This window comes from Tardiphaga sp. GW822-FHT04G09 (assembly GCF_058800725.1).
This window is the reverse complement of record NZ_JBXAMO010000037.1, coordinates 1-20,839: the sequence shown is the minus strand read 5'-3', so window position 1 is coordinate 20,839 and position 20,839 is coordinate 1. Positions and strand designations below refer to the sequence as shown.

At 58.2% G+C, this 20,839-nt stretch carries 19 protein-coding genes and 2 pseudogenes; 13 read left to right on the top strand and 8 right to left on the bottom strand.

All coding sequences use genetic code 11. The features are described 5' to 3' along the window. The 6 genes and pseudogenes from AC1RLZ_RS30715 to AC1RLZ_RS30690 form a co-directional block, all read right to left on the bottom strand. Positions 1–1,144 (bottom strand): annotated as a pseudogene (locus AC1RLZ_RS30715) (IS3 family transposase); the annotation flags it as partial. A gap of 182 nt (positions 1,145–1,326) precedes the next feature. Then, positions 1,327–2,403 carry a Bug family tripartite tricarboxylate transporter substrate binding protein gene (locus AC1RLZ_RS30710; protein WP_371419983.1) on the bottom strand — a complete coding sequence of 359 codons (1,077 nt, stop codon included), beginning with the start codon at positions 2,401–2,403 and terminating at the stop codon, positions 1,327–1,329. A gap of 15 nt (positions 2,404–2,418) precedes the next feature. Continuing rightward, positions 2,419–3,549: a PdxA family dehydrogenase gene (locus AC1RLZ_RS30705; RefSeq protein ID WP_493191740.1), complete on the bottom strand. Its 1,131-nt coding sequence runs from the start codon at positions 3,547–3,549 to the stop codon at positions 2,419–2,421. After that, entirely contained in the window at positions 3,476–4,555 is a 1,080-nt protein-coding gene (locus tag AC1RLZ_RS30700; protein ID WP_371419981.1) for a 2Fe-2S iron-sulfur cluster-binding protein, read from the bottom strand. The genes AC1RLZ_RS30705 and AC1RLZ_RS30700 overlap by 74 nt, the downstream gene beginning before the upstream one ends. Before the next feature lie 14 nt (positions 4,556–4,569). Further along, positions 4,570–5,055 (bottom strand): aromatic-ring-hydroxylating dioxygenase subunit beta, encoded by a 486-nt coding sequence (locus tag AC1RLZ_RS30695; protein ID WP_371419980.1) that lies wholly within the window; start codon positions 5,053–5,055, stop codon positions 4,570–4,572. Beyond that, positions 5,052–6,314 carry an aromatic ring-hydroxylating oxygenase subunit alpha gene (locus tag AC1RLZ_RS30690; RefSeq protein WP_371419979.1) on the bottom strand — a complete coding sequence of 421 codons (1,263 nt, stop codon included), beginning with the start codon at positions 6,312–6,314 and terminating at the stop codon, positions 5,052–5,054. The genes AC1RLZ_RS30695 and AC1RLZ_RS30690 overlap by 4 nt, the downstream gene beginning before the upstream one ends. Positions 6,315–6,511: 197 nt before the next feature. Here AC1RLZ_RS30690 and AC1RLZ_RS30685 point away from each other — a divergent pair, with 197 nt between their 5' ends. From AC1RLZ_RS30685 to AC1RLZ_RS30650, 8 genes are all read left to right on the top strand, one after another. Continuing rightward, positions 6,512–7,084, top strand: coding sequence for an NADPH-dependent FMN reductase (locus tag AC1RLZ_RS30685; protein ID WP_371419978.1), 573 nt, complete (start codon positions 6,512–6,514; stop codon positions 7,082–7,084). Between the two features lie 129 nt (positions 7,085–7,213). After that, positions 7,214–8,437, top strand: a complete 1,224-nt coding sequence (locus AC1RLZ_RS30680; RefSeq protein ID WP_371419977.1) for an NAD(P)/FAD-dependent oxidoreductase — start codon at positions 7,214–7,216, stop codon at positions 8,435–8,437. 54 nt (positions 8,438–8,491) lie between these two features. After that, entirely contained in the window at positions 8,492–9,193 is a 702-nt protein-coding gene (pcaH, locus tag AC1RLZ_RS30675) for a protocatechuate 3,4-dioxygenase subunit beta (protein WP_371419976.1), read from the top strand. Then, positions 9,193–9,780: a protocatechuate 3,4-dioxygenase subunit alpha gene (gene pcaG, locus AC1RLZ_RS30670; RefSeq protein WP_371419975.1), complete on the top strand. Its 588-nt coding sequence runs from the start codon at positions 9,193–9,195 to the stop codon at positions 9,778–9,780. The genes pcaH and pcaG overlap by 1 nt, the downstream gene beginning before the upstream one ends. A gap of 354 nt (positions 9,781–10,134) precedes the next feature. Beyond that, positions 10,135–11,388 carry a cytochrome P450 gene (locus tag AC1RLZ_RS30665; RefSeq protein WP_493191739.1) on the top strand — a complete coding sequence of 418 codons (1,254 nt, stop codon included), beginning with the start codon at positions 10,135–10,137 and terminating at the stop codon, positions 11,386–11,388. Further along, entirely contained in the window at positions 11,388–11,708 is a 321-nt protein-coding gene (locus tag AC1RLZ_RS30660; protein WP_371419973.1) for a 2Fe-2S iron-sulfur cluster-binding protein, read from the top strand. The genes AC1RLZ_RS30665 and AC1RLZ_RS30660 overlap by 1 nt, the downstream gene beginning before the upstream one ends. An 81-nt stretch (positions 11,709–11,789) precedes the next feature. Then, positions 11,790–12,554 (top strand): SDR family NAD(P)-dependent oxidoreductase, encoded by a 765-nt coding sequence (locus AC1RLZ_RS30655; protein ID WP_371419972.1) that lies wholly within the window; start codon positions 11,790–11,792, stop codon positions 12,552–12,554. After that, a complete protein-coding gene (locus AC1RLZ_RS30650) occupies positions 12,551–14,005 on the top strand; it encodes an NAD-dependent succinate-semialdehyde dehydrogenase (RefSeq protein ID WP_493191738.1) in 1,455 nt (484 codons plus the stop codon). The genes AC1RLZ_RS30655 and AC1RLZ_RS30650 overlap by 4 nt, the downstream gene beginning before the upstream one ends. Before the next feature lie 12 nt (positions 14,006–14,017). On the opposite strand, the gene AC1RLZ_RS30645 is transcribed toward AC1RLZ_RS30650, so the two are convergent. Next, entirely contained in the window at positions 14,018–15,013 is a 996-nt protein-coding gene (locus AC1RLZ_RS30645) for an IclR family transcriptional regulator domain-containing protein (RefSeq protein ID WP_371419970.1), read from the bottom strand. A 32-nt stretch (positions 15,014–15,045) separates the two neighbouring features. Between AC1RLZ_RS30645 and AC1RLZ_RS30640 the strand changes: the two genes are divergently transcribed. The 5 genes from AC1RLZ_RS30640 (at position 15,046) to AC1RLZ_RS30620 (ending at position 19,857) form a co-directional block, all read left to right on the top strand. Beyond that, positions 15,046–15,918, top strand: coding sequence for a branched-chain amino acid ABC transporter permease (locus AC1RLZ_RS30640; protein ID WP_493191737.1), 873 nt, complete (start codon positions 15,046–15,048; stop codon positions 15,916–15,918). Then, the gene (locus AC1RLZ_RS30635; protein WP_371419968.1) at positions 15,911–16,945 is read left to right on the top strand and encodes a branched-chain amino acid ABC transporter permease; all 1,035 of its coding nucleotides are present in this window, start codon (positions 15,911–15,913) and stop codon (positions 16,943–16,945) included. The genes AC1RLZ_RS30640 and AC1RLZ_RS30635 overlap by 8 nt, the downstream gene beginning before the upstream one ends. Beyond that, complete coding sequence (locus AC1RLZ_RS30630) at positions 16,942–17,769, top strand: ABC transporter ATP-binding protein (RefSeq protein ID WP_371419967.1); 828 nt, start codon at positions 16,942–16,944, stop codon at positions 17,767–17,769. Before AC1RLZ_RS30635 ends, AC1RLZ_RS30630 begins: the two co-directional genes overlap by 4 nt. Beyond that, positions 17,766–18,584, top strand: coding sequence for an ABC transporter ATP-binding protein (locus tag AC1RLZ_RS30625; RefSeq protein ID WP_371419966.1), 819 nt, complete (start codon positions 17,766–17,768; stop codon positions 18,582–18,584). The genes AC1RLZ_RS30630 and AC1RLZ_RS30625 overlap by 4 nt, the downstream gene beginning before the upstream one ends. 109 nt (positions 18,585–18,693) lie before the next feature. Then, positions 18,694–19,857 carry an ABC transporter substrate-binding protein gene (locus tag AC1RLZ_RS30620; RefSeq protein ID WP_493191736.1) on the top strand — a complete coding sequence of 388 codons (1,164 nt, stop codon included), beginning with the start codon at positions 18,694–18,696 and terminating at the stop codon, positions 19,855–19,857. A 130-nt stretch (positions 19,858–19,987) separates the two neighbouring features. Here AC1RLZ_RS30620 and AC1RLZ_RS30615 read toward each other — a convergent pair. Next, positions 19,988–20,754 (bottom strand): annotated as a pseudogene (locus AC1RLZ_RS30615) (helix-turn-helix domain-containing protein); the annotation flags it as partial. Positions 20,755–20,839 lie beyond the last annotated feature (85 nt).

The following is a 20,839-nucleotide window of genomic DNA, read 5'->3' as shown; positions in this document are numbered from 1 at the left end:
TCGAGCAGAATGCGGTTCTTCAGGGTTTGATGCCAGCGCTCGATCTTTCCCTGGGTTTGCGGGTGATACGGGGCTCCGCGCACATGCTCCATGCCTTTGTCCTCGAGCCAATCGGCCAGGTCGCTTGCGACATAGGATGAACCATTGTCCGAGAGAAGCCTTGGCCGGTGCACGACGGTGGCGTGGTCAAGACCCGATACCGCGAGCGCCTGGTCGAGCGTCGCCGTGACGTCGGAGGCACACATGGTGGCGCAGAGCTTCCAGGCCACAATGTAGCGCGAGAAGTCATCGAGCACGGTCGAGAGATAATACCATCCCCAGCCGGTGATCTTGAGGTAGGTGAAGTCGGTCTGCCAGAGCTGGTTGATAGCGGTGGTCTTGTCCTTGAACTCGTTCGCCGCCTTGATCACCACATAGGCCGGGCTGGTGATGAGATCGTGCGCCTTCAGCAGCCGATAGACCGAAGCCTCCGAGACGAAGTACTTTCGCTCGTCGGTGAAGCGCACCGCCAGCTCCCGCGGCGACAACTCCGGGACCTCCAGCGCCAGATCGATGATCTGGCGACGGACGTCATCGGGGATACGATTCCAGACGCGGTCCGGTCGGGAACGGTGGTCAGCCAGCGCTTCAGGCCCTCCGGCACGGTAGCGGTCATACCATCGGTAAAACGTGGCGCGCGGAATGCCGAGCTTGTCCAGCGTACGCTTCGCCGGCAGATGCGATTGCTCGACCAGCTCGATGATCTCTGTCTTCTCGGATGCAGCGTATCTCATGCGCCGTCCTCCCCATCCCCGCTCAGACTTTTTTTGAGCAGGCGATTTTCCAGGGTGAGATCGGCCACGACCTCCTTCAAGGCAGTGGCCTCCCGCCGAAGGTCCTTCACCTCGCCGGAGGTGGCGGCGCGGGCGGTGTCCCCGGCCAGCCGGCGCTTGCCGGCCTCCAGGAACTCCTTCGACCAGCCATAATACATCGAGGCGGCGATGCCTTCGCGGCGGCAAAGCTCCGAGATGCTTTCCTCTCCGCGCAGCCCTTCCAGCACGATGCGGATCTTCTCTTCCGCCGAGTACTGCCGGCGTGTCTGACGCCGAATGTCCTTCAACACTCGTTCTGCCGGCGCTTTCTCCGGCCCGGATTTCTGTTTCATCTGCGCTCCTTGCGGCTACGATGAACCAGAAATCCTCCCTCCGGGAAGTCCCTCAATTTGTCTCATGGGCGCTGACGGGGAACAGGTTATGGCCACCGGGTGCTGATCGAATATCGCGGCGCTGCGGGTACCTATGACCTCAAGTGTTTAGGTGCCCGCTAAGACGGAGATCGGCTATCACATCATTCGATTGTGATCTGCGACGACTTGATTATGTTGCCCCATCGCTCGCGTTCACCCTCGATGAACGCAGCAGTGGACTTGATTTCCATCGGGGCCACCTGAACGCCCAAGGTCTCAAAACGGGATTTGACGTCGGGCTCGCGCAGTATTTCGGTGACAGCCGCATTGAGCTTGTCGAGCGTCGTTTGTGGTGTGTCTTTCGGTGCCATCAACGCGAACCATGTTACGGAGGAGAAGTCCGGGACGCCGGATTCTTTCACGGTTGTGACATTTGGCAGCAGGGGGCTGCGTTCGAGACTGCAGACCCCAAGAATTCGTAGTTTTTCTCCCTGCTGAAGATTGAGCGACGAGCCAAGATTGTCGAAGAAAATGTCAACCGTACCCACCATAATGTCTTGCAGGGCGGGCGCCGTGCCCCGATAGGGTACGTGAGTCATTCGTGTCTGCGTGAGAGCCTGAAACAGCATCGCAGTCAGGTGCGACGTCGAGCCGTTGCCCTGGGAAGCGAAAGTCACCTTTTCGGGATTGGCCTTGGCGTAGTCGATCAGTTCGCGGATGGTTTTCGCGGGAAAGTCGTTTCTCACGTCGACGACGTTCGGCGAAGTACCAAGAAGCGTAACCGGCATCAAATCGCTCGGCCGAAAGGTAAGCTTTTTGTAAAGGCCCTCGTTGATCGCGATGGGGCCGGGCGGGCTCGCCAGCAGGGTGTAACCGTCGGGTGGGCTGCTTGTGACGAAGTCAGCGCCGATATTGCCGCCCGCACCGGTTTTGTTTTCGATGATGACCGGCTGTCCCCATTTCTGACGGAGCTTTTCCGCGACGATCCGGGGCAAGGCATCGGCTGTTCCGCCGGCAGGAAACGGCACAATGATCTTGATGGCGCGAGACGGATAATTGGCCTCGTCGGCGGCCGGGACAGTCGAAGAAAAAAGAATTGCGCCTAACGCCACGAACAACGGTAGTCGTATCAACGAGCTTAGCATCGCCATTGTAGTTTCTCCCCATTGAAGGTTCAGTTTCGCCTGTTCGGCTTTTTCTGATTTTATAAGAGACGCTGCGCCTTCGCGCGTCGACATGCTGTTTGTTTCGGCTTAGTGAGGCGCGGCGGCATCTGCGGTCTGGTTGCTGATCAGCCGCAGGGTGCGAAGCACGGCTGTCGCCTCTGCTTTGCCCTGACCCGCGATATCGAAGGCGCTTCCATGTCCGACGCTCGAGAAAAGTATATCCGATCCGACCGAAAGCGCAGACGCGTTCCGTCCTGCTAGAAGCTTGACGGGAATGTGGCCCTGGTCGTGATAGATAGCGACGAAGCCGTCGATATCCTTCCGTGTCAGCAGAAGATCCGCGCCGATCGGGCCTTCGACGAGCATGCCGGCGTCGCGCATCCGCTTGACAGCGGGGACAGTGATACGATCGTCGTCATCGCCGAAAAGACCGTTCTCTCCGGCATGAGGATTGATGCCGAAGACTCCGATCCGCGGATTTGCAATGCCGAGCCTCTGCAGCGTCGTCGCGCACGCAGCTCCAGCCTGTTCAATCAGTTCTGGACTCAGCCGCGCCAGCGCGTCGTGCAGCCGTTCGTGAAGCGTTGCGTGCAGGATTTTCAACCCGCCTCCGACCAGCATCATAAAAACGCTATTCTCTTCGCTATGCGTCAGCCGGGCAATCAGTCCCGGATAACCGGAAAACGGTATTCCCGCCTTGTTGACTGCGGTTTCGTTGTGCGGACAGCCGACGATTGCGTCCGCCGCGCCGGATCGCACCAGTTCAATCGCAGCCGCGACATAATCCACCGTGGCCTGACCGGCAGCAGCGTTGACCTCTCCGGGCTTGAAATGATCGGGCGGAAGCGACTTTACGGGATGCCAGAAAATCGCGGGACGTTCCTGGGGCGATGTATCCCCATGAAGTAACAACGGGACGTTCGACGCATGGCGTTCGGCGTAATGACGGATGACGTGATCGTCGCCAACCAGAATAACCCTTGGTCCCGGTTTTCCGACGAGCGTGTTCGCGGCCTTGACTGCGATCTCCGGTCCAATGCCGTTCGGATCTCCGATGGCCAAAGCGATCGTATTGACAGTTTCACTCATGAGAACCGTTCTGCGTTGTAGGGCAAATATGTCGCTTGAGCCGCTGCGGTAGAGATCAGGCGACCGTCTTGGTATTCGCGTCGCCGTCGCCGGAGGGGACGAACGCGTCGCTGAAGAAGGAATCGTCATTCAGCCCGGACTCCGCGCTGAAATCGCGATGCGCCGATTCAATCATGATGGGAGCGCCACAAGCATAGACTTCCAGCCCGGACATATCGGGATAGTCGGTCTGCACGGCTCGGTGAACGAAACCCGTTCGTCCGTTCCATTGCGAAGAAGGATTGGAAACCACCGGCGTAAAACGAAACCAGGCGTGCGTTTCCACCCACTTGCTCGCCAATCCCGCCATATAAATGTCAGTTTCGGTATTCGCGCCCCAGTACAGGTGAAGCGGTCTTGTCGATCCGAGCTTGATGTTGTTCTCGATGATCGATTTCATCGGGGCGAAACCGGTGCCTGTTGCGATCAGGATCGCCGGACGATCCGGTACGTCGCTCAAGGTGAACTCGCCATAGGGGAGTTCGATATCCAGCGTGCTTGTTTTATCGAGATGCGCCAGAATATCTTCTGAAAACTTGCCGCCTGGAACGTGGCGGATGTGGAGTTCCACCTCGTCACTCTTATGCGGCGAATTCGCCATCGAATAGTTCCGGGAATCCCCGTCTGCCATCAAAACACGGAGATACTGGCCCGCGCTAAAAATAGCTCGCCGGCCAATTGGCAATCTGAGATTGATCACCGCGACATCGGGGGCTGGCCGTTGGATCTTTCGGACCTTGACTGTGAAGACCTTGCGCTCGATAATCTCTGCCGTCCTGATCCGGATAGGCGAAATCTCAAGGTCACTTTGCGGGCGCGCCTGGCACAGCAGCACTCCGCTCATCGGCCCCGTGCAGATGCCCTGACCTCGCACCGCCGCTTGACCTGATACGAGATCGCCGGCGCACGACGAGCACACGCCCTTGCGACACGAATAGGGAATCGCATAGCCCGCGCGCTCCGTGGCATCGAGCACGGTTTCGTCTGGCGCGCAGTCGAAGGCGATGGCTTTCTCAGCGATAGTTATTCGAAAATTCAACACAGCCTCCCGATACTGTTTTCTTTGAGGCAGCGAATCCCCGATGCCGCGCGTCACCAAGCCCTGAAAAATTAGAGAGGGAAGCCCAGCAGGGTATCGACGTAACCGCTGTCGAGAACCACGATGCGTTTGACGAGCTTGGGCTCGTCGTCCGTCAGCCGGTAGCGATCGATATAGCGCCCGGTGGCAAAAAGATCCGTGGGGCCTTCGCGGGTGATACGCGCCACCATGAAGGAGGTTTCGGAATCGAGTTCGTCGCCGTCAACATCGGTGATGTAAGGAAGCCCAAGAAGATGACGATAGGAATGGCGCTCGTAGACGTTGGCCTCAAGCAGCGAAAGAATGCGGTCGCGCAGCATGTTCTTGCTGTCCATCCACATCAGTCCGGCTTCGAGGTTCTGAGCGAAGTTATCCGCGGTCGTCACCTTGTAGAAGCAATCGTCGACAAAGAAGTCCGGCCATGCGGTGCAATCGCCGTCATCGATCTCCCGGGCGTAACGCGCCTGCACCATGGAAATCAGCGCCACGAGACGTTGGCGCTCGCTCATACCAATCATACGTCCATCCTCAACCGGTACTCACTCCAGAAGCCGCGAATAGCCGCTTCCGTGATGCGATCGTCGCTGCTCTCGGTGGAATAACCGCCCATTGCCAGTACAGCCTGCTCGTCGGGCGAGCCGGCGGTTCCGCGCTGGACGAAGCCGCCGATGCATCCATCTTCCATCGACACATAGCCGCCAGGTCCCACCAGGTTCGACTGCTTCATTCGTGTTTTACGCTGCTCGGGCGTATCGTCGTCAAAGCCGAAATACGTCCATTTGAGATGCATGCTGTCCGTTCCGCGCGGCAGAATCGTGCGAACGGCAAGGGCGTTCTGAATTTGCTGAAGCACAAAATTCGGAAACACGGACAAAATCTGAAGGGTGATGTCGTCCTTGAATTCCTTGAAGTTGCCGAGCAACGAGTTGTCCGAGAGCTTCAGATCCGACTGAGAGCGAATGCTCTGCTCGGAATAGACATCCTTGGCTTTGGCAGCTTCGGTTTCGCGATCGATTTCCGAAAAGCTGACATGCGAGCCGCCATTTTCATTGACGATTATGCCACCGCGCTGGGACAGACGGTTCAGCTCGAAGGTCGTGAAGAACGTATGCAGGATACTGGCGTGATAGCTGTCCTTGGTGTTCTCGACATAGAGCTTCCAGTTGTTAGGCAAAATCTGCGTGAACCGGCCAAGCACCACCGGCTTGCGTCCGTCCAGGACTCGGGCGATCCGGCTGACGATTTCCGGGCCCAGATAGTCCTCAATGTCGTCCACGTTTTCGTCGAAGCTGCCGAACACGAGTCCATACAGCACTGCAACCCGAAGCTTTCGCGGGCCCTGATTGGACATGCAAAAATCTTTGGCGATCCCGCCCTTTCCGCCGATGCCGTCCTTGAATGCAACGCCGATCAGATCGCCTTGAAGGTTATGAGTCCATGCGTGATAGACGCAGGTGAAGTCCTTTACGTTGCCGCGATCCTCGAGAGCGAGGAGTGAGCCGCGATGCGAGCAGCGATTTTCGAAAGCATAGAGTTCGCCATCGCGGTCGCGGGTGACGATGACCGGCGTTTCGCCGACGTGCACTGCAACAAAATCGCCCGCGCTCGGTAGTTCGACTTCTAAACAGAGGAAGTTCCAGGTCGGGCCATTGAAGAGCTTTTGCTTCTCGCGTTCGAAAAGCTCTTTGTCCTTAAACAGCCAATAGGGGATACGCCGAACCCCTTCTTCCTGGGTCCATTCAGATTGTTCCGACTCGAAGCGAGCATGCTCGTTCATCTCAGGAATCCTCAAGAAAAGTTTGTACGATATTCGAACGTCGGTCGATATTCGGATTTTGTTTACAAGGACGCAGCTTTAGTGTCAAGGTTTCTGGCCGTTCTCACGCTTGAATAGACGGGTGATCCGCGTGAGTTTGTGCAAAGGTTCAGTGCCGGATTCGGTGCCAATATTCTTCCCTGTCGCGAGGACCAATCGTGAAAAAATTACTTTTTCTTTCAGGTACCAGTCATGTCGGCTCCGTTAACTGGAGGCTGGCGAGCGCTGCGGCCGCGATCACGAAGCAGTTCTTCGGAGATCGGATTGATCCCGTGACTCTCGACCTCATGCACTTCGATCTTCCGAGTTTCGAGGGCGCATCGGAAAACGATCAGCCGGAGGACGCCGTGCGTTTAAAGGCGGTGTTCGACGGCGTCGCCGGCATCTTCATGAGTTCAGACGAATATACCGGCACTTATTCAGCCGTTCTGAGAAACGGGATTGGCTGGTTGCGCCTGAGCGATCCGAATTTGCGTACGCCTTTCGACGGCACGCAGGTGGCGTTATGCGGATCATCCGGGCGTGGCGCGGGCGGATTGCGCGGGCAGCCGGCGCTTCAGCAATTGCTCAATGAACTTGGTGCGATCGTTATTCCTCAGCACCTTGAAATGGGAACTGCGGAAAGTCCGTTCGACGCGAGCGGCGCGCTGCGGCCCAAGGCGCAAAAGCAGCTTCTGGAAGGTTGCCTCGGAAAGCTTTGTGGAAACATACTCGCAGTGCCTGCCGCATAGGTTGCGTGCATCTCGCGCATTGCTGGAAAGTGAGTCTGCTTTCGCTGGCTAGTTGACAAGTCAACCTCGCACCCTATGCTACATTCGAACAACGTTCGTATATCGAACGGAATCTGATGGCGGTTTAACATGGATAAAAACGGCGTTGTCATCGTTGGAGCGTGTCAGGCCGGCTTTCAGGTGGCTTGTTCCCTGCGCAGCGGTGGTTACGCGGAGCCCATCATTCTTCTCGGGGCGGAGTCCTATGCCCCTTACCAGCGCCCGCCCTTGTCAAAGGCATTCCTCAAGAACGAGAGCGAAGCTGCCGGTCTCGCCTTCCGCCAAGCCGCGTTTTACGCGGATCAGCGTATCGAGTTTGTCGGGTCTGCTGTTGTTTCGGAAATCGATCTGACACGGCGGGTTGCGAATACGCGTGGTGGAGCCGGTTATAAGTTCGATCAGATCGTGCTGGCGACCGGTGCGCGCGCGCGGAAGTTGCCGGTGCCGGGCGGCGATCTCGATGCCGTTATCACGTTGCGCAGTCTGGACGATGCGATCGCGCTTAATAAGCGTCTTGCGACCTCGACGAATATCGTGATCGTCGGTGGCGGCTTTATCGGTCTTGAAGTTGCCGCTACCGCGGCATCGCTGGGGCGCAAGGTCACCATTCTTGAGGAGCGTGGACGGCTCATGGGACGGGCAGTGGCTCCGGCGATCTCGGAGTTTTTCCTGCAGGTTCACCGCAGCAAGGGCATCACCGTGCTGTTGAACTCGCGCGCCGCATCGATTGAACAAGTTGATGGTCGCGTCGTCGCAGTACAGACCGCCGATGGTCAACGCATTCCGGCGGATTTGATCATCGTGGGCGTTGGCGTGGAGGCGCGGCAGGAATTAGCCGAAGCCGCAGGGCTCGCGACGGACCGCGGAATCGTGGTGGATGACTGCGGCCGTGCCTCGTTGGACGGCGTCTATGCCGCAGGCGACAATACGCGCCACCCTCATCCATTCGGCGTTGCCGATACGTCGGTGATCGAGTCGGTTCAGAATGCCGTCGATCAGGCAAAGTCGGTGGCGGGTGCTATCCTGGGGCAAAGCATCCCCCATGGCGCCGTCCCCTGGTTCTGGTCCGATCAGGGTGACGTCAAACTTCAGATCGCCGGCTTGTCCGGTCCTGGGGACGAGATCGTTATGCGCGGAAACCCGGAGGAGGGTCGCTTCTCTGCGATGCACTTTCGGCAGGGACGCCTTGTTGCGATCGACAGCGTTAATTCACCGGCCGATCACACGGCGGGGCGCAAACTCATCGCGCAGCATGTTCGGATATCGCCCGCCGCACTCACCGATGTTCAGCAGCCGCTTAAAAGTTTCCTGTGAAGCCGGACGTCGAATTCAACAACTGAAAATCGCCTACGAACAAGGATTAGAGCGATGGCCCTGATTTATCCGGTCAACAGCAGCGCGGTGCATCCGGCCCGGCTGTCCCCCGATTACAAGAGCAGCGTGAAGCGCACACCGCAGAAGCCGCTGGTGCTCATCCGCCAGACGCTGTCCGAATTGACCGGTCCGGTTTACGGGCAGGATGCGGTTCGGCCGAACGATCATGATCTTACGTTGCAGCATAAGGGTGAGCCGCTCGGCGAACGGATCATCGTGCACGGGCATGTGCGCGATGAAGACGGGCGTTCGGTCCCTCATACGTTGCTCGAGATCTGGCAGGCGAACGCCGCCGGTCGATACGTTCATGTGGCAGATCAGCATCCGGCGCCGCTCGATCCAAATTTTACCGGCGCGGGCCGAGCGATGACTGACGCATCGGGATACTACAAATTCGTTACGATCAAGCCGGGCGCCTATCCTTGGGGCAATCATCCCAATGCCTGGCGGCCCGCGCATATTCACTTTTCGCTGTTCGGTTCCGCGTTTGTGTCGCGTCTCGTGACGCAAATGTATTTTCCGAACGATCCGTTATTCGCTTTTGATCCCATTTTCCATGCAGTAACGGATGAAAGGGCTCGCCTGCGAATGATCTCCAACTTTGATCTTGAAAGCACCCAGCCGGGATGGGCACTCGCTTATCGTTTCGACATTGTGCTGCGGGGCCGCGACGCCACTCCGTTGGATAACCATTAATGTCCACGATCACGCCCTCGCAGACGGTTGGTCCTTTTTTCGCTTACGGCCTCACGCCGAAAGGTAATTACGCCTGGAACGACATAGCTGACAACGATCTTGTCACCCCTGAGTTGTTGGATAGCCGGATAGAAATCACGGGCACGCTTTGCGACGGCGACGGCGTCCCCATCTCTGACGGCATGGTGGAGATTTGGCAGGCAGACGGGCGCGGGCGTTTTCCCAGCGCGAAAGGCGCTGACGGCGGCTTATCGAACTCAGTGTTCAGGGGTTTCGGTCGTTGCCCCACTGGCCCGGATGGAAGTTTCACGTTCAGCACTGTGAAGCCTGGTGCGACGGAGGATTCGAACGGTGGCCGTCAGGCGCCTCATATCCTGATTGCAGTGTTCGCGCGCGGCTTGCTCACGCACGTTTTCACGCGCCTCTACTTCGAAGACGAGCCGGCCAATGCCGCAGATCCCGTGCTCCAACGTGTTCCGGCAGAACGTCGCGCGACATTGATCGCGAAGCGCCATGCCGATGGAGCTGGCTACCGGTTCGACATTCACCTTCAGGGTGATCGCGAAACGGTTTTCTTCGATTTTTGACAGCGAGTGTATAAAGCTGCGCGTGGCTTACTGTAGCCACGCGCGGTTGTGTTTGAGCCAGGCAGTCGCTGAGGCTGCTCCAAAATCCCGCTGTTACAAGCTTTTGGATGCGCGTTTCCGCGGGTCGTATGTCCGTGCATGCGGAGTCTCGGGCGCAGGCGTTGACTAAAAAACGACAGATCGATATAACAGAACGTATATCGTCCAACGTTCGTATAACGAACGAATTAAGCGAGGCAGGATTACTGCCCACGTGCCGGAAGGTCCGGGACTTCCATCGGGACGCTTCTCGATGACCCGAAGGCGAGAGTCGCCACCTGACACCGGCGTGTTCAAAGAAGGATGGAGGAACCGATGTCGCAGGTTAGTTTTGAGGAAATCGGCAAGCAAAAGCCCGGTCATACACCCCGGGGTGTGCCGGTGGTCGCGTTTGATCCTTACTCTGATGAGGTGATGTCGAACCCTTATCCGTACTATCAGGAATTGAGGGAGGCTGGTCCGCTTGTGTGGATGCAGCGGTACGGGACTTATGCGGTCGGCAGTTACAGTTCGGTCGTCCGTGTTCTGACCGACCACGCCTCCTTCTGTTCGAGTGCCGGCGTTGGTCTCACCAATTTCCATACCGAGACGCCATGGCGGAAACCGAGCATTATTCTCGAAGCTGATCCGCCGGATCATTCCCGCACTCGCAAGGTATTTTCTCGCATCCTTTCGCCGCGATCGCTGAACAAGCTTCGCGAACGGTTTGAACAGGAAGCGGAGGCGATCGTATCGCGCGTGGTCGCAAAGGGCGTTTGCGATGGGGTCAAGGATCTCGCCGAGGCCTATCCGCTGAAAGTGTTTGCCGACGCTGTCGGGCTCCCTCCGGATGGCCGCGAGCACCTGCTGCCGTATGGCGATATGGTGTTCAACGCCTTCGGTCCCCAAAATGATCGATTCCGTGAGTGTCTTGCTCGGCTCGGTCCGTCGATGGAATGGATCAACGAAGTTTGTCAACGCAAGAACTTGAGGGAAGATAGCTTCGGGGCTGAGCTTTACGCTGCAGCGGATGCCGGAGAGATCACCCATGAAGAAGCCGGCATGCTGGTGCGGACGATGTTGTCCGCTGGTCTCGACACCACGATCTTCACGATCGGAAATGCACTCGCCTGTTTTGCCCGCAATCCTGATCAATGGACGATCGTTCGCGATAATCCTGCCATCGCCCGACAGGCGATCGAGGAGGTGTTGCGTTATGACAGCACCTTCCATTCGTTCTATCGCACGGCCACGCGTCCCGTGACCCTGGAAGGGATGCAAATCGAGAAGAATCAGAAAATCCTCGTCTTTGTTGCTTCGGCGAACCGTGACACCAGTCATTGGGCCGGTGCGGATACCTTCGACGTGCATCGCAAGCCCGCCGCCAACGTCGCGTTCGGGACCGGCATTCACGGTTGCGCCGGCCAGATGATCGCGCGGCTGGAGGCCGAGATTGTGCTCAAGGCGTTGGCCGCGCAGGTCGAGCGTATTGAACTACTCGGTGCGCCCGAACTGCACTTCAACAACACGGTTCGCGGTTATGCATCGTTGCCGCTTCGCTTTGTAGCCAAACAAGATAAGGGTGATTGATGTCGACGATTGTTTATGTCGAGCCGGGCGGTCAACGGACAACTATTGAGGTCGAACCGGGCGCGAACGTGATGCGGACCGCCGTCGGTCATGGCGTCGCCGGGATCGTTGCCGAGTGCGGCGGTGCGGCCATGTGTGCGACATGTCATGTCTATGTCGAAGACGGAGCTGATCTGCTTCCGCCGCTAGGCGAAGTCGAGGACGAGATGCTGGAAAGCGCTCTTGCGGAGCGGTTGAGCAACAGCCGCTTGAGTTGCCAACTGAATGTCACAAGCAACATCGACGTCCTCGTCGTCCGCGTTGCCGACCAGCAATCCTAGTCATTCATCCGCCGGATGAATGGCCTGCGCCTTCGACCGCATTCGCCGAGCCGCGGCCCGAGATTGTTTTAAGGAGATCCTATGTCTAAGAATGAGAAACGTAGCCGTGTTGCAATCGTAACCGGCGGAGCAAGCGGGATTGGGCTCGTACTAAGCCAGGCACTGGCCGAAAATGGCTACTCGGTCGTGATCGCCGACATGCAGAATGCCGAAACGGCTGCAAAGAAGCTTCAGGCTGGCGGTCTGAACGTCGTCGGCGTCAAGGCCGACGTCACCAGCGTCGAAGATACCGCTAACATGGTGGCTGTCGCGACCAAAACGTATGGCGGGCTCGATGTGCTCGTCAATAACGCGGGTATATTCACATCGCTGACCCTGAAGCCGTTCGATCAGATATCGCCGGCGGAATGGATGAAGGTGATGGAAGTCAACACGCTGGGACCATTTCTCTGCGCCAAGGCGGCGTTGCCTGCCCTGCGCGCGCGCGGCGGCGGGCGCATCGTGAACATTGCATCCACCTCGCAGCTGAAGGGTGCTCCTTTCATGCTGCACTATACCTCCAGCAAGGGGGCGGTTGTCGGCTTTACGCGCTCGCTTGCACGCGAGCTTGGCAGCGAAGGAATCACGGTCAATTCGATAGCGCCTGGCTTTACCCTGAGTACTGGCGTGCTCGCGGCGGGGATGGAAGAGAAAATGGGTGAGGTTGTCAGGCGCACCGGGCGGTCGATTCAGCGTGACCAGACTCCGGAAGATCTTGTCGGCGCACTTCTGTTCTTTTCGGGAGAGGGCTCCGATTTCATCACCGGACAGACCTTGGCCGTCGACGGCGGGAGTGCATTTCTATGAACGCGCATCAGCCGATGCCCTATACCGCACTGTCGATGTATATCGACGGGCAGTTTATCGGCCAGGATGCTCGTTCCGGCGAGTCTGTCCTCAATCCGGCCGACGACACGATCCTCGGTCACTTGCCGCATGCCACCAAAGAGGATCTCGACCACGCGCTCGACGCGGCTTCGCGGGCGTTCGAGCAGTGGCGTTGGACCTCTCCGCTCGAACGCAGCCGCATTCTTCGGCGTGTCGCCGACTTGATCCGTGAGAGGGCGGATGAAATTGCCCGCGATCTTACGCGGGACCAAGGCAAGCCATTCGCTGAAGCCCGCAACGAAGTATATTCCGCCGCCGATCACGCCGAATGGCATGCGGAAGAGGGGCGGCGAATTTACGGCCGGGTTGTGCCGCCGCGTTCGCCGAGTGTGCGTCAGACGGTGATCCGGCAGCCGGTGGGTGTTTGCGTTGCGTTTTCGCCCTGGAACTTTCCGTTCAACCAAACCTTGCGAAAGATATCTGCCGCGCTTGCATCGGGATGCACTCTCATCATCAAGCCCGCGGAAGATGCGCCGAGCGCAGCAGTTACCCTCGCGCGGCTTTTCCATGAAGCCGGTCTTCCTCCGGGATGCCTAAACGTGGTGTGGGGCGTTCCAGCCGAAATTTCCGATTACCTGATCCGTTCGCCGATCATCAAAAAAATCTCGTTTACCGGCTCGACTCCGGTCGGCAAACAGCTTGCGGCCTTGGCTGGTGCTCATATGAAACGCGTGACGATGGAGCTTGGCGGTCACTCGCCGGTGCTGGTGTTCGATGATGCCGATATTCCGCTCGCCGCGGCGCTGCTTGCGCGGCTGAAGGGATTGAACGCAGGCCAAGTGTGCATGGCGCCCAGCCGGTTCTATGTCCACGAAGCAGTGCGGGACGAATTCACGGATGCGTTCACAAAAGCATTTTCCTCTCAGGTGCTGGGCGACGGCCTTGACGCCGCGACCACGATGGGCCCGCTGGCGCACAAGCGGCGTGTGGGTGCGATGGAGCAACTCGTCGCGGACGCGCGCAATCGCGGTGCAAGCATCGTGACCGGCGGGAAAACGTTGTCTCGTCCCGGAAACTTCTTTCCGCCCACGGTGCTTCTCAATACGCCGGACGATGCGCGCGTCATGCAGGAGGAGCCGTTCGGCCCTGTCGTGCCGATCACGCGTTTCCGCGAGACCGATGAGGTGCTGGCGCGCGCCAATGCGTTGCCGTATGGGCTCGCGTCTTTCGTATTCACCCGTTCACTGAAGACGTCTCACTATGTCTCAACGCGCCTCGAAGCTGGCATGGTCAGCGTCAACCACTTCGGTATCGCGCTCCCGGAAACGCCTCTGGGTGGCGTGAAGGATAGCGGCATTGGCAGCGAAGGCGGAAGTGAGACGTTCGATGCCTACGTGACCACGAAGTTCATCTCAGAGGAGACGGCTTAACGGTCGTGCCCCTCACTTGCCGGCGCGGACATTGGCGGGCTGATAGCGGCTGCCGAAACATCGCTCCTCGAGCCGCGCCGCGCAATCGAGTGCGACACTGAGAAACTGCGTCGAGAAAATCTTGCGGCTGACGCGCGCGGAATAGGCGCTGACACTGAGCGCGGCAACGATCTTGCCATTCGTGTCGTGAACGGGCACCGCCAGCGCGCGCATCCCGAGTTCGAGTTCTTCGTCGCTGATCGCGAAACCTGAGGCCTGGCTGCTCTTGATTTCCCGGATGATCAGCGTTGGTTTTACGATCGTTTTGGGCGTTCGTTGAACGAATGTCTTGTCGCCGATGACTGCGCGGATGCCTTCATCGTCAAGTCCTCCAAGGAGCACGCGCCCCGTGGCGGAGCAATAGGCCGGAAGCCGCGCGCCGAGTCGAACGCCGGTCGAGACGATATGCTCGGCCTCGGCTCGCGCTATGAACAGCGTATTATCTCCTTCGAGCACGGCGAGCGACACCGATTCGTTCAGTTTGTCGCGGCCGTCAGCGAGAATCTGCGCGCTGGTCTCGATGAGTTTGTCGCGAAGGTTTCCGGGTTGGCCGAGATTACGCAGTCTCTGTAGCGGCCGGAATTCGCGCCCCACGCGTTCCACATAGCCAAGCGCGACAAGCGTCAAAAGACACCGCCGTGCTGCGGCGCGCGTTGACTGCGCGGCGCGCGCAGCATCTGCGGCACTTTGTACACCGTGCGACGAAAGCGCTTCGATGATGGCTAAACCTTTTGCAAGTCCTCCCATACCTTCGGCAGGACGTTGCGATTCCGATTTTACCTGCTTCACATGGCGCTTGACAGGCATTCGAAATATGTCTCTATGTTTAAAAAAACAATCATACGTTCGATATACGAACACTGTATTTCTGTCAAGGGGGCGGGAATGACTTTTGATTTTGATACTCGTGATGTGTGGGCAGTCTTCGCTGCTTGCCGGTCCACGCCCTCCGCTTTTATCAACGCTCACTGATTGTTCATTGAGAGCAGTCCGGAAGAATCATGCAACTCCTGGTCAATATCATTGTGCTTGCGACGATCTACGCGCTGATCGCGAGTGGTTACGTCCTTGTTTATCGGACGAGCCGGGTTCTCAATCTGGCGCATGGCGAACTGATGATGCTCGGCAGCTATCTGTTGATTGCGGTCGCCTCCGGCATTTCGTCGTCGCCTGTCGTTGCGCTTTCCGGCGCGGCATTACTTAGTGCGCTTGTCGGCTTTCTTGTTTACGTCGTGCTGATCCAGCGCATGACTGGACAAGCCGTGCTGGCTGCGGTGTTGGCTACGATCGCGCTGGGTGTGATGTTGCGCGGTCTCGTTATCCTGATCTGGTCGACGCAGCAGCAGTATCCGGCCAGGATGATCGGTCTTTCCAACAATTCGATCGAGCTTTTCGCAAATGCGCGTATCTCGACATTCTCGCTGACGCTCGTTGTCGTCACTGTCTTGATCTACCTGGCGCTTTTCGCAGGCCTTTATCTCACCCAGTGGGGCATACGGACACGGGCCGTCGGCCAGAACCCGCTTCTTGCTGCCCAGCGCGGGATTAACCTCAACGCAATCTATGCGTTGACGTGGGGAGTCTCCACGTTCACGGGAGCCGCTGCCGGAATCCTGATCTCGCTGGACTCCGGTCTCGACGGCACCATGACCATGATTGGGCTGAAGGCGTTTCCGGCGGCGCTGGTCGGCGGTCTCGATAGCCTCGTTGGTGCGTTGATCGGATCGCTTCTCATCGCGGCCATCGAGGTTGTGCTGATTCAAACCGCCGACCCTTTGCTGTCCGATGTCGTGCCGTTTCTGGTGCTGATTGTCGTACTCGCGATCCGTCCATGGGGTCTTCTCGGAACTCGGGAGGCACTCGATCGTGTTTGATTCAACCGCCGCACGGCCTGATGTTTTGCGATGGGCGCGGGGTGCCGTCCTTGCCGCAGTCGCGATCGCATTTCCGCTCTTCGCCACGCCATTTCTAATCGATCTTGCCTGTCAGGTCTTTCTCGCCTGTATCGGCGCGCTGTCCTTGATGATCCTGACCGGATTTGCCGGGCAGGTTTCGCTGGGCCATGCGGGACTAATCGCAGCCGGTGCCTTCACGACGGGAATTCTCACGAAGGAGCTAAACGCTCCGGTTTTCCTGACTATTCCGGCAGCCGCCGTGATCGGCATGGTGCTCGGGCTGGTGTTCGGCTTGCCGAGTCTTCGCTTGCGGGGACTCTATCTCGCCGTGAGTACTCTCGCGCTTTATTTCATCGTGATTTACCTAGGCGGCGAATACGAAACCAAGCGCGGTTTTTCGACCGGCATCCTGATCGAGCCCCCATCGATATTCGGCTATCGCCTGACCGACGGCCGGGGATGGTATGTCGTTCTGCTGGTCGCCACAGCATTTGTGTTTTGGCTGGTGTTTAATCTTCTCCGCGGCCGCACCGGTCGTGCCTGGGGCGCAATGCATGTCAACGAAACGGTTGCGGCGGCTCTCGGGATTAATGTCCCCCGCGCCAAGTTGATGGCGTTTGTGATCTCGTCGGCGATTACTGCGGTCGGCGGTGCGCTGTTTGCGTCGTATCGCGGATTCGTATCGGTGGATGCTTTCCCGCTGATGCTTTCGGTTCAGTACATCGCGATGATTATTGTTGGAGGCATGGGATCGTTAATGGGCGCGATCCTTGGCGCGGTGTTCCTCACCGTGCTGCCTTATGCCATCGAAGCTTTCGTCATGCTGCTGCCTGGAGCCAGCGGTCACGCAAATCAGGTGTTCGCCGTCAATTACACCGCGTTCGGCCTGGTGATGATCATTTTTCTTGTGCTCGAGCCCGGAGGTCTTGTTGCAATCGGGCGGCGCATTCGCGCTCGGTTGCCGAAGGCGCGAATTCGGGCACAGGCCGTGGAGAAAACCCTATGAGCACCGGTAAAGCGATGCTCCTCTCGGTTGAGCATGTCGATGTGATCTATCAACGCGCGATCGCGGCGCTTCACGGTCTTTCACTGGAAGTCAGGGAAGGCCAGATCACGGCGCTCCTTGGAGCCAATGGGGCAGGAAAAACCACAACGCTGCGCGCAATTTCCGGTTTCATTGGGCTGGATAATGCGCGTGTGTCGCGTGGCAAAATTCGCTATCGCGGCCAATCCATCGAAAATTGGCGTCCGGACCAAGTGGCTCGCCTCGGAATTCGTCTCGTTCCGGAACGGGACAAAGTTTTTCCTAACCTCACGGTGCTGGAGAATCTTGAGGCGGTTGCCTCGCCAAATCTCTCCAAGGCAAAGAGATTGGAGCTTGTCGAACTTGTATTCGAAACCTTTCCGCGGCTCGTGACTCATTCCCGGAAATCCGCAGGGCTGCTCTCGGGGGGCGAGCGGCAGATGCTTGCGATCGGTGCCGCGGTCGTCTGCAAGCCGGACCTGTTGTTGATCGACGAGTTGTCGCTTGGGCTTGCGCCGGTCATCGTCGACGAGATTGCGACCCGCCTGGTTTCACTACGCCGCGAGATGAATCTGACAATTCTATTAGTCGAGCAGAGCGCGAGCGTCGCACTCAAGATCGCGGATTATGCCTACGTGCTGGAAAACGGGCGCGTGACGATTGCAGGCGCCGCGGCTGATCTCCGCGAAGATCCGTCGGTGCAAAATGCTTATCTCGGTCATAGTTCGTCTGGTGCAGAGCGCCGCAACTATCGGGACATTGCAATGGCGCGCGGCGCAATGATCGGCGGGAATCCATTCGCATGATCAATGGCAATGCCGACATTTCTATTCAGCATAAGGATGTCGTGGTATCCGGCGACATCGCGCTTTTCGTTGAGAACGTTGTGCTTGCCTTCGGAGGCTTAACGGTTCTCAACGGAATATCTCTCAATGTGCGCATGGGAGAACTTCTCGCGCTGATCGGTCCGAATGGAGCGGGCAAGACCAGCGTGTTGAATTGCATCAGCGGCCTTTACCGACCGTCTTCGGGCAGCATCCGCGTGGGCGCCACTGATATCACCGGCTTTAGGCCGGACCGCGTGGCGCGGCTTGGCGTTTCCCGTACTTTTCAGCACGGGGAGCTGTTTCCCCAAATGAGCGTGATCGACAATCTTCTGACCGCTCGGCATGCGCGTATCCATACCGCCGCTCTTTCGGAGATATTCCGGACTCGTGCTGCGCGGCGCGAGGAAGATCGGCATCGCGCTCATGTCGAAAGTGTCTTGAAGTTCGTCGAACTCGAACGCCATCGCGATGCAATCGCAGGTGCTCTCTCTTTTGGTCAGCAAAAGATTGTAGGTTTTGCGCGTGCGCTCGCCACCGAACCCTCGGTGCTTCTGCTCGATGAGCCCTCAGCGGGACTGTCGCGAGACGACCGTGAGGGGCTGGCGTATCTGATCCTCAAGAGCAAGTCGTCGCTGGGATTGCCCGTGATCTGGATCGAGCACGACATGGAAATGGTGTCCGATCTCGCGGACCGAATCCATGTTCTCGATTATGGCCGCTCGCTTGCCGATGGCGCGCCGCGCGATGTGCTCGAAAACCGCGAAGTTATCAAAGCCTATCTCGGGGAAGCGTGAATTCAGAATCATGCCATCCCATCCAACTCATGTCGCTTACCAGGCTGCCGAGAATGTCGCCGACGCAATGAAGCAGAAGCCATAAACAGGATATCAGGAGGATTTGGAAATGCGGTTGTTTCGAATTGGAATCGTTTCAGCGGGACTTGCTCTTATCGGAGCAACGGCGCACGCTCAGGAAGCTTATATCGTCGGAATGAGCGCGGCACTGACGGGGCCCGGCGCAAGCACTGTGGCGGGCGCTGCCGAAGGATTGCGGCTCTATATTGATCGCCTTAACAAGGCGGGAGGAGTCAACGGTCGCCAGATTACGCTGATCGTACAGGATGACCAGGGTGAACCATCAAAGGCTGCCGCTAACGCAAAAAAGCTGCTGACCCAGGATAATGTGTCGCTGCTCATCAATACCAGCCTCTCCTCGACGTTCGCCCCCATGATTTCCGAAGCGCAACGCGCTGGCGTTCCGTTGCTGTTTGCGGGCTCCGTCTGCCCTTCGGAAGTTTTTCCGCCGGCCAACGAATTCTTGTTCTGCACGACATCATTCTCGGCGGCTCATGACGCACGCGCCACCGTCGACTTCATCAAGGAAAAGTCAGGAAGCAAGATCAATATCGGTCTTGCCGCCATGGCCATCCCGGTATCTCGACTCGGCATCGACGCCGCCGAGAAATTTTCTACGGAAGCCGGCATGACGGTGATCGGCAAAGAAAATATCCCGCCGGCCACGGCTGATTACACGCCGTTCGCCACGAAGATTATCCAGGGTAATCCTGATTGGGTGTATTGCTGGGCACCCTGGATTACGGAAATTAAAACATTTGGCGCATTGCGCAAGCTTGGTTGGAAGGGCGGCTACGCGCTCAACGTGCTCCCCGAGACCGAAGCGGAACTTGCTCAGATCAAGGACGGCGAATTGTATGCGATCGGCGCCAACGCGATGTTCTTCGAGAATCTCCCCGTTCAGAACGAGATATCGAAGTCCGCGAAGGATGCGGCTTCGACCTACAAGCCGGAGCAGATGTCGGACGGCTGGATCGGGGGCATGACGATCGAGACGACGTTAAAGGCGGCAGGGTGGCCCACGACATCAGCGAAGTTGAAGGAAGTGATGTCGACATTAAAGGTCGATACGAAGGGGCTGCGCGGCGGGCCGATCGAGTGGACCAAGGATAACCACTTCCGGACGAAGCAGTACTATCGGGTATATCGTTGGGATACGGCCAAGAATGCGATCCAGATCGTATCCGACTGGAAGGGATACGAAATCAAGTAACCGGACAGCAGATAGCGAGACAAAGACAGGCGTCAGGGCCTCGCCCTGGCGCCTTTCTATTTAAGGATTGAGTAACCGGCCGGAGCGGCTTCCCATACTCGGGATCGCAACTTGCGGGATGTGAGCAATTCTTGTCCTTGAACTCGTTCGCCGCCTTGATCACCACATAGGCCGGGCTGGTGATGAGATCGTGCGCCTTCAGCAGCCGATAGACCGAAGCCTCCGAGACGAAGTACTTTCGCTCGTCGGTGAAGCGCACCGCCAGCTCCCGCGGCGACAACTCCGGGACCTCCAGCGCCAGATCGATGATCTGGCGACGGACGTCATCGGGGATACGATTCCAGACGCGGTCCGGTCGGGAACGGTGGTCAGCCAGCGCTTCAGGCCCTCCGGCACGGTAGCGGTCATACCATCGGTAAAACGTGGCGCGCGGAATGCCGAGCTTGTCCAGCGTACGCTTCGCCGGCAGATGCGATTGCTCGACCAGCTCGATGATCTCTGTCTTCTCGGATGCAGCGTATCTCATGCGCCGTCCTCCCCATCCCCGCTCAGACTTTTTTTGAGCAGGCGATTTTCCAGGGTGAGATCGGCCACGACCTCCTTCAAGGCAGTGGCCTCCCGCCGAAGGTCCTTCACCTCGCCGGAGGTGGCGGCGCGGGCGGTGTCCCCGGCCAGCCGGCGCTTGCCGGCCTCCAGGAACTCCTTCGACCAGCCATAATACATCGAGGCGGCGATGCCTTCGCGGCGGCAAAGCTCCGAGATGCTTTCCTCTCCGCGCAGCCCTTCCAGCACGATGCGGATCTTCTCTTCCGCCGAGTACTGCCGGCGTGTCTGACGCCGAATGTCCTTCAACACTCGTTCTGCCGGCGCTTTCTCCGGCCCGGATTTCTGTTTCATCTGCGCTCCTTGCGGCTACGATGAACCAGAAATCCTCCCTCCGGGAAGTCCCTCAATTTGTCTCATGGGCGCTGACGGGGAACAC

What these genes read in the sequence shown, in the direction of transcription:
- AC1RLZ_RS30710 (WP_371419983.1), bottom strand. Translation starts at nt 2,403, where the DNA reads ATGTCGACGCGCGAAGGCGCAGCGTCTCTTATAAAATCAGAAAAAGCC.
- AC1RLZ_RS30705 (WP_493191740.1), bottom strand. Translation starts at nt 3,549, where the DNA reads ATGACGATTCCTTCTTCAGCGACGCGTTCGTCCCCTCCGGCGACGGCG.
- AC1RLZ_RS30695 (WP_371419980.1), bottom strand. Translation starts at nt 5,055, where the DNA reads ATGATTGGTATGAGCGAGCGCCAACGTCTCGTGGCGCTGATTTCCATG.
- AC1RLZ_RS30690 (WP_371419979.1), bottom strand. Translation starts at nt 6,314, where the DNA reads ATGAACGAGCATGCTCGCTTCGAGTCGGAACAATCTGAATGGACCCAG.
- AC1RLZ_RS30680 (WP_371419977.1), top strand. Translation starts at nt 7,214, where the DNA reads ATGGATAAAAACGGCGTTGTCATCGTTGGAGCGTGTCAGGCCGGCTTT.
- pcaH (WP_371419976.1), top strand. Translation starts at nt 8,492, where the DNA reads ATGGCCCTGATTTATCCGGTCAACAGCAGCGCGGTGCATCCGGCCCGG.
- pcaG (WP_371419975.1), top strand. Translation starts at nt 9,193, where the DNA reads ATGTCCACGATCACGCCCTCGCAGACGGTTGGTCCTTTTTTCGCTTAC.
- AC1RLZ_RS30665 (WP_493191739.1), top strand. Translation starts at nt 10,135, where the DNA reads ATGTCGCAGGTTAGTTTTGAGGAAATCGGCAAGCAAAAGCCCGGTCAT.
- AC1RLZ_RS30660 (WP_371419973.1), top strand. Translation starts at nt 11,388, where the DNA reads ATGTCGACGATTGTTTATGTCGAGCCGGGCGGTCAACGGACAACTATT.
- AC1RLZ_RS30655 (WP_371419972.1), top strand. Translation starts at nt 11,790, where the DNA reads ATGTCTAAGAATGAGAAACGTAGCCGTGTTGCAATCGTAACCGGCGGA.
- AC1RLZ_RS30650 (WP_493191738.1), top strand. Translation starts at nt 12,551, where the DNA reads ATGAACGCGCATCAGCCGATGCCCTATACCGCACTGTCGATGTATATC.
- AC1RLZ_RS30640 (WP_493191737.1), top strand. Translation starts at nt 15,046, where the DNA reads ATGCAACTCCTGGTCAATATCATTGTGCTTGCGACGATCTACGCGCTG.
- AC1RLZ_RS30630 (WP_371419967.1), top strand. Translation starts at nt 16,942, where the DNA reads ATGAGCACCGGTAAAGCGATGCTCCTCTCGGTTGAGCATGTCGATGTG.
- AC1RLZ_RS30625 (WP_371419966.1), top strand. Translation starts at nt 17,766, where the DNA reads ATGATCAATGGCAATGCCGACATTTCTATTCAGCATAAGGATGTCGTG.
- AC1RLZ_RS30620 (WP_493191736.1), top strand. Translation starts at nt 18,694, where the DNA reads ATGCGGTTGTTTCGAATTGGAATCGTTTCAGCGGGACTTGCTCTTATC.